The organism is Aphanizomenon sp. UHCC 0183 (assembly GCF_009712065.1).
GTDB lineage: Bacteria > Cyanobacteriota > Cyanobacteriia > Cyanobacteriales > Nostocaceae > Dolichospermum > Dolichospermum heterosporum.
Genome location: NZ_VILC01000048.1, coordinates 15912 through 21572 on the forward strand (window position 1 = coordinate 15912; position 5661 = coordinate 21572).

The following is a 5661-nucleotide window of genomic DNA, read 5'->3' on the forward strand; positions in this document are numbered from 1 at the left end:
ACTCCCTCTGACTCCTTCAACTAACAACTAATGATTGGGCGCAGGCCCTGCGCCCCTACTAAAATTATGACTAAAGCAGTTTTTCGCAATCTGGTGGTGAACAAGGGTAAATTAAGAGACTTGATTTCTTGGTCTTTTACCCATTATGGGACGGCGCGGACGGCGGTGATGGCGGATAAACTCAAGGAGTTGGGTTTTCGCTATGCTACCAAGGCGGGTGTGTCTATTAGTGTGGATGATTTGATGATTCCTCCTTCTAAGAAGGAATTGCTGGAGGCGGCGGAGACAGAAATTTTGGCGACGGAGGAACGCTATCAACGAGGGGAAATTACCGAAGTTGAACGTTTCCAAAAGGTAATTGATACTTGGAACAGTACCTCAGAAGCGCTCAAGGATGAGGTGGTGGTGCATTTCAAAAAAACCAATCCCCTCAATTCTGTGTATATGATGGCTTTTTCGGGGGCGCGGGGCAATATTTCTCAGGTGCGGCAGTTGGTGGGGATGCGGGGACTGATGGCAGATCCCCAGGGGGAAATTATTGATTTACCAATTAAGACCAATTTCCGTGAGGGATTGACGGTAACGGAATATATTATTTCTAGTTATGGGGCGCGGAAGGGGCTGGTGGATACGGCGCTGCGGACTGCGGATTCGGGGTATTTAACCCGGCGGTTGGTGGATGTGTCCCAGGATGTGATTGTGCGGGAGTTTGACTGTGGCACTAATCGTGGTTTGACGATTGGGGCGATGGTGGAGGGGAATAAAACTCTGATTAAACTGGCGACGCGGTTGATGGGTCGAGTGGTGGGTGAGGATGTGGTGCATCCAGAAACGGGGGAAATCATTGCCCCTCGGAATACCCCTATTGATGATGATTTGGCGATCGCCATCCAAAAAGCCGGGGTACAGAAGGTGACTGTCCGCAGTCCTTTGACCTGTGAGGCGGCGCGGTCGGTGTGTCAGCACTGCTATGGTTGGAGTTTAGCTCATGCCAAGATGGTGGATCTAGGGGAAGCTGTGGGGATTATTGCGGCGCAAAGTATTGGTGAACCGGGAACCCAGTTAACCATGCGGACTTTCCACACCGGGGGTGTATTCACGGGGGAAGTAGCCCAACAGGTGCGATCGCAGGTGTCAGGAACGGTAAAAATTCCCCGCAAGTTACAAACCCGTCCTTATCGGACTCGACATGGTGAAGACGCTTTGTATGTGGAAGCCAATGGGACTTTGACGATTGAGGGCGATAAGAAATCGGGAACGGGGGAAAGCCAGGAAATTGCCGTTACCCAAGGTTCAACGCTGTATATCCACAATGGTCAACAGGTACTAGCAGATCACTTGGTGGCTGAGGTGGCGCTGGGAGGCAGAACCACCAGAACCAATACAGAAAAAGCCGTCAAGGATGTGGCGACGGACTTGGCTGGGGAAGTGAAGTTTGCCGACGTGGTGGCGGAACAAAAAACCGACCGTCAGGGCAATACCACTGTCACCGCCTCCAGAGGGGGGTTGATTTGGATTCTGTCGGGGGATGTATATAATTTACTGCCCGGAGCAGAATTGGTGGTAAAAAATGGCGATGCGATCGCTACCAATGGAGTCTTAGCGGAAACCAAATTAACCACAGTTCATGGGGGTGTGGTACGGTTACCAGAAGCGATTCCGGGGAAAGCCACCAGGGAAATTGAGATTATTACCGCTTCCGTAGTGTTGGATCAGGCAGCAGTAACAATCCAGAGTTCCCAAGGACGGAATAATTACCTGATTACCACTACCAATCCCGATAATGGGGCGATATCGGAGTTTAACTTGCGGGCGACTCCAGGGGCGAAGGTACAAAATGGTCAGGTAGTGGCAGAATTGATTGATGACCAGTACCGGACAACCACCGGGGGCTTACTGAAGTTTGGCGAAGTGGAGGTACAGAAAAAAGGTAAAGCGAAATTGGGCTATGAGGTAGTCCAGGGGGGAACACTGCTGTGGATACCGGAAGAAACCCATGAGGTAAATAAGGATATTTCCTTGTTACGGGTGGAAGATGGACAGTATGTGGAAGCGGGGACGGAAGTAGTCCAGGACATCTTCTGTCAAACTGGTGGGGTAGTGGAAGTTACCCAAAAGAACGACATTTTACGGGAAGTAGTGATTAAACCCGGTGAACTATTGATGGTAGATGATCCAGAGACAGCGATCGCCCATGACAATACATTTTTGCAACCCGGTGAGGAACTGCAAGGAACTGTAGCTACGGAATTGCGCTATGTTCAGTATGTGGAAACTCCTGAAGGTCCAGGGTTGCTGAGTCGTCCGGTGGTAGAATTTGCTGTCCCCACCAACCCTGATGTTCCAGCCACTACTTCCGTCAGTCAGCAGACAGGGCGCTCGATTCAACTGCGGGCGGTGCAAAGGATTCCCTACAAGGATTCAGAACGGGTGAAGTCGGTGGAGGGTGTGGAACTGCTACGGACACAGATAGTATTAGAAATTGAGCAGGAGACGGAGGGAGAACACGGCAGTTCACCTTTGGCGGCGGACATTGAACTGATTACAGACCCAGAAGATGGGGAGATTCAAAGACTACAGTTAGTAATTTTAGAGTCTTTGGTAGTGCGCCGCGACATTACCGCCGATGCCACCCAAGGCAGTACCCAAACTAATTTGGAAGTGGTGGATGGTGACACCATTGAACCGGGGGCTGTGGTAGCCCGGACGAAGATATTATGTAAGGAAGGGGGGATAGTCCGGGGTGTGCAACAGGGCGCGGAAACAGTCCGCCGCTGTTTAGTATTGCGTGCCAATGATTTGGTGACAGTGAATACCAATGTCTTGCCCACCGTCGGTAAGGATGATTTGGTAGTAGAAGGAAGTGCGATCGCTCCTGGTGTGGTAGCGGCGGAATCGGGGCAGGTGGTGGAAGTCAAGGGAGGTGACAGGGAACAGAGGATAGGTGACAGGGAACAGGTGACAGGTGACAGGGAACAGGGGATAGGTGACAGGGAACAGAGGATAGGTGACAGGGAACAGGGAACAGGTGACAGAAATGCTTCTTCACTGTCACCTGTCACCCGTCACCTGTCACCTTCTGCTTACAGGGAACAGGGAACAGGTGACAGAAATGCTTCTTCACTGTCACCTGTCACCCGTCACCTGTCACCTTCTGCTTACACCATTACTCTTCGCGTTGGTCGTCCTTACCGGGTGAGTCCGGGGGCGGTGTTACAGGTGGAAGATGGGGACTTGGTGCAACGGGGTGACAACTTGGTGTTGTTGGTATTTGAGCGGGCTAAGACTGGGGACATTATCCAAGGTTTGCCCCGGATTGAGGAACTGTTAGAAGCCCGTAAACCCAAGGAAGCTTGTATTTTAGCCCGTCGTCCTGGGGAAGTGAAGATTGTCTATGGCGATGGGGATGAGGTGACATCCATCACCAGAGAAGCCTATGCCATTAAAATTGTCGAAGCCAATGGCACAGTCACCGACTATCCCCTTGGACCTGGGCAAAACCTGATTGTTCCCGACGGGGCGCACATTGTAGCCGGACAACCCCTCACCGACGGACCCTCCAACCCCCACGAGATTCTGGAAATATTCTTCAGTTTGGGGTCAGAGGATGGGATCTATGCCTGTGCAAGCCACGCTTTGCAGAAGGTACAAACCTTTTTGGTGAATGAAGTACAGATGGTGTACCAATCCCAAGGCATTGACATTTCCGACAAACACATCGAGGTAATTGTCCGGCAAATGACCAACAAAGTGCGGATTGATGACGGTGGCGACACAACCATGCTACCGGGGGAACTGGTAGAACTCCGGCAGGTGGAACAGGTGAACGAAGCTATGGCGATTACTGGTGGGGCGAGGGCAGAATACACTCCCATGCTATTGGGGATTACCAAAGCATCGCTGAACACCGACAGTTTCATCTCTGCGGCTTCTTTCCAAGAAACCACCAGGGTGTTAACAGAAGCCGCCATTGAGGGCAAATCCGACTGGCTGCGGGGACTGAAGGAAAACGTGATCATTGGGCGCTTGATTCCTGCGGGGACTGGCTACAACACCTACGAAGAAGCGGGGGTAATTGATGATTACGTAGTAGATATGGGCAGTGGCATTTTAGATGAAGTAGATGATTCATTGGACATGGTACTAGATGACCGCACCGCAAAACTCTACAACCTCGATGCACCGGGCATGGGTGATAGTGGCTTTGGTAGCAAAATAGGAGAACGGCTACTACTCGATGAGGATTAGTTCCCTCCCCTTCACAAGGGGAGGGTTAGGGTGGGGTAATTTGAGGAATAATGGTGATTCGATAACTTGTGTGTACACCGTACTTACAAAGGGGGGCTAAATTCCTCAAAGTCCCCCTTTTCAAGGGGGACTTAGGGGGATCTGCGGGTGTCAGATCCCACACGAAAAAGTTTTCAAACAACCTCTTAGAGACTTCCAAATAAAAAAATGTCCCAAAACTAACGCAAAAACCCTCCCTATTTCTTCTCTCTGTGTTCTCTGTGCCTCTGTGGTTCGTTTGTTCATTTATTTATTGGGATAATTTATTTCCTAGAAGTCCCTTAATCAGATTTAAGCCAGTTTTCTACTGATATCTGAATCTGTTCCCTTGCCCCAACGACAATTTTTAACACCCACCTACTTATATCCATTATTAAAAATCACCCAGCTTGATCTTAATTCCAGAATCTAGGGGAGGAACTTTTAGATATTCAACTGGCTCATAAGGGTTACGATTTGAGTTATTACTGGGACATAATTTCAAAAAAGATTCTGGATTCTTGATATAATCAAGAGGATTTATTTTCTTACAATCTGGCTTGCTGATACTGAAATATGGTTCAGGATTGACTTGGGGCATCTGATACCAATAACTGTCAATTGTGATTGGTTGTGTGATTAACTCTGCTGATTGATCATGTTCAACTCCGATAGGAGAACCTGGTTGAGGTTTGGCATTTATACTTTTATGAGCAAAAAACTCACATAATAAAAAAGTTAGGATTAAAAAAGGTAATTTCATTTGATAATGGTGAAGATGTGGAAAGTTTTTTGGTTTAGAGACTTCCAATCTTATGATTACAATAACAAATTTTTAATTCACTTATGACAACAGAAATAAACTTACCAACCTTAGCTAGTTTAGAATATCATGCCTATATTGATAATGATGGTGAAGTCATAGTCACCTTTCAAGAAAAAATTGGAGTTTACGCGATTTTTAATCAGGATAAAATTCTGCAATTTGTTGGCTATTCTCGTGATATTTATCTAAGTTTAAAGCAGCATTTAGTCCGTCAACCTCAAAATTGTTATTGGGTAAAGGTACAAACCATAGAACGTCCTAATCGAACAATTTTGGAAGCTATTGAAAATGCTTGGATTACGGAAAATGCTAATCCTGATATTCCGAACATCGAAAATAAACAAAAATGGAATAATCCTATAGATGTGAAAGAATTAATGACACCAGAAGAACAAAATAATTATCAAAATATAGCTATTGATGAATTCGGAAAAAGCAAGGTTTTAAAAAATGTGGCGCGGCGGGTTGAAGAAGAAATTTTAGGAGTTCTCAAAGACCGGGGAGTCAATACTCAAATCCGCTTTAATCCAAAATTAAAAGAAACAGGATTATTAGATTTAAAATGAACA

Annotated in this window: 3 protein-coding genes; 2 read left to right on the plus strand and 1 reads right to left on the minus strand. The window is 47.3% G+C overall.

The annotated features are described in order from the left end of the window. The first annotated feature begins 66 nt into the window (after positions 1–66). Entirely contained in the window at positions 67–4248 is a 4182-nt protein-coding gene (locus tag FJR37_RS16470) for a DNA-directed RNA polymerase subunit beta'' (RefSeq protein ID WP_254434592.1), read from the plus strand. 412 nt (positions 4249–4660) lie between these two features. Here FJR37_RS16470 and FJR37_RS16475 read toward each other — a convergent pair whose 3' ends face one another. Beyond that, positions 4661–5029: a hypothetical protein gene (locus FJR37_RS16475; protein WP_168466554.1), complete on the minus strand. Its 369-nt coding sequence runs from the start codon at positions 5027–5029 to the stop codon at positions 4661–4663. Positions 5030–5112: 83 nt separating this feature from the next. Between FJR37_RS16475 and FJR37_RS16480 the strand changes: the two genes are divergently transcribed. Then, on the plus strand, positions 5113–5658 hold the full coding sequence (locus tag FJR37_RS16480) for a GIY-YIG nuclease family protein (protein ID WP_053540074.1): 546 nt from the start codon (positions 5113–5115) through the stop codon (positions 5656–5658). Positions 5659–5661: the final 3 nt, after the last annotated feature.

What these genes read in the sequence shown, in the direction of transcription:
- FJR37_RS16470 (WP_254434592.1), top strand. Translation starts at nt 67, where the DNA reads ATGACTAAAGCAGTTTTTCGCAATCTGGTGGTGAACAAGGGTAAATTA.
- FJR37_RS16475 (WP_168466554.1), bottom strand. Translation starts at nt 5,029, where the DNA reads ATGAAATTACCTTTTTTAATCCTAACTTTTTTATTATGTGAGTTTTTT.
- FJR37_RS16480 (WP_053540074.1), top strand. Translation starts at nt 5,113, where the DNA reads ATGACAACAGAAATAAACTTACCAACCTTAGCTAGTTTAGAATATCAT.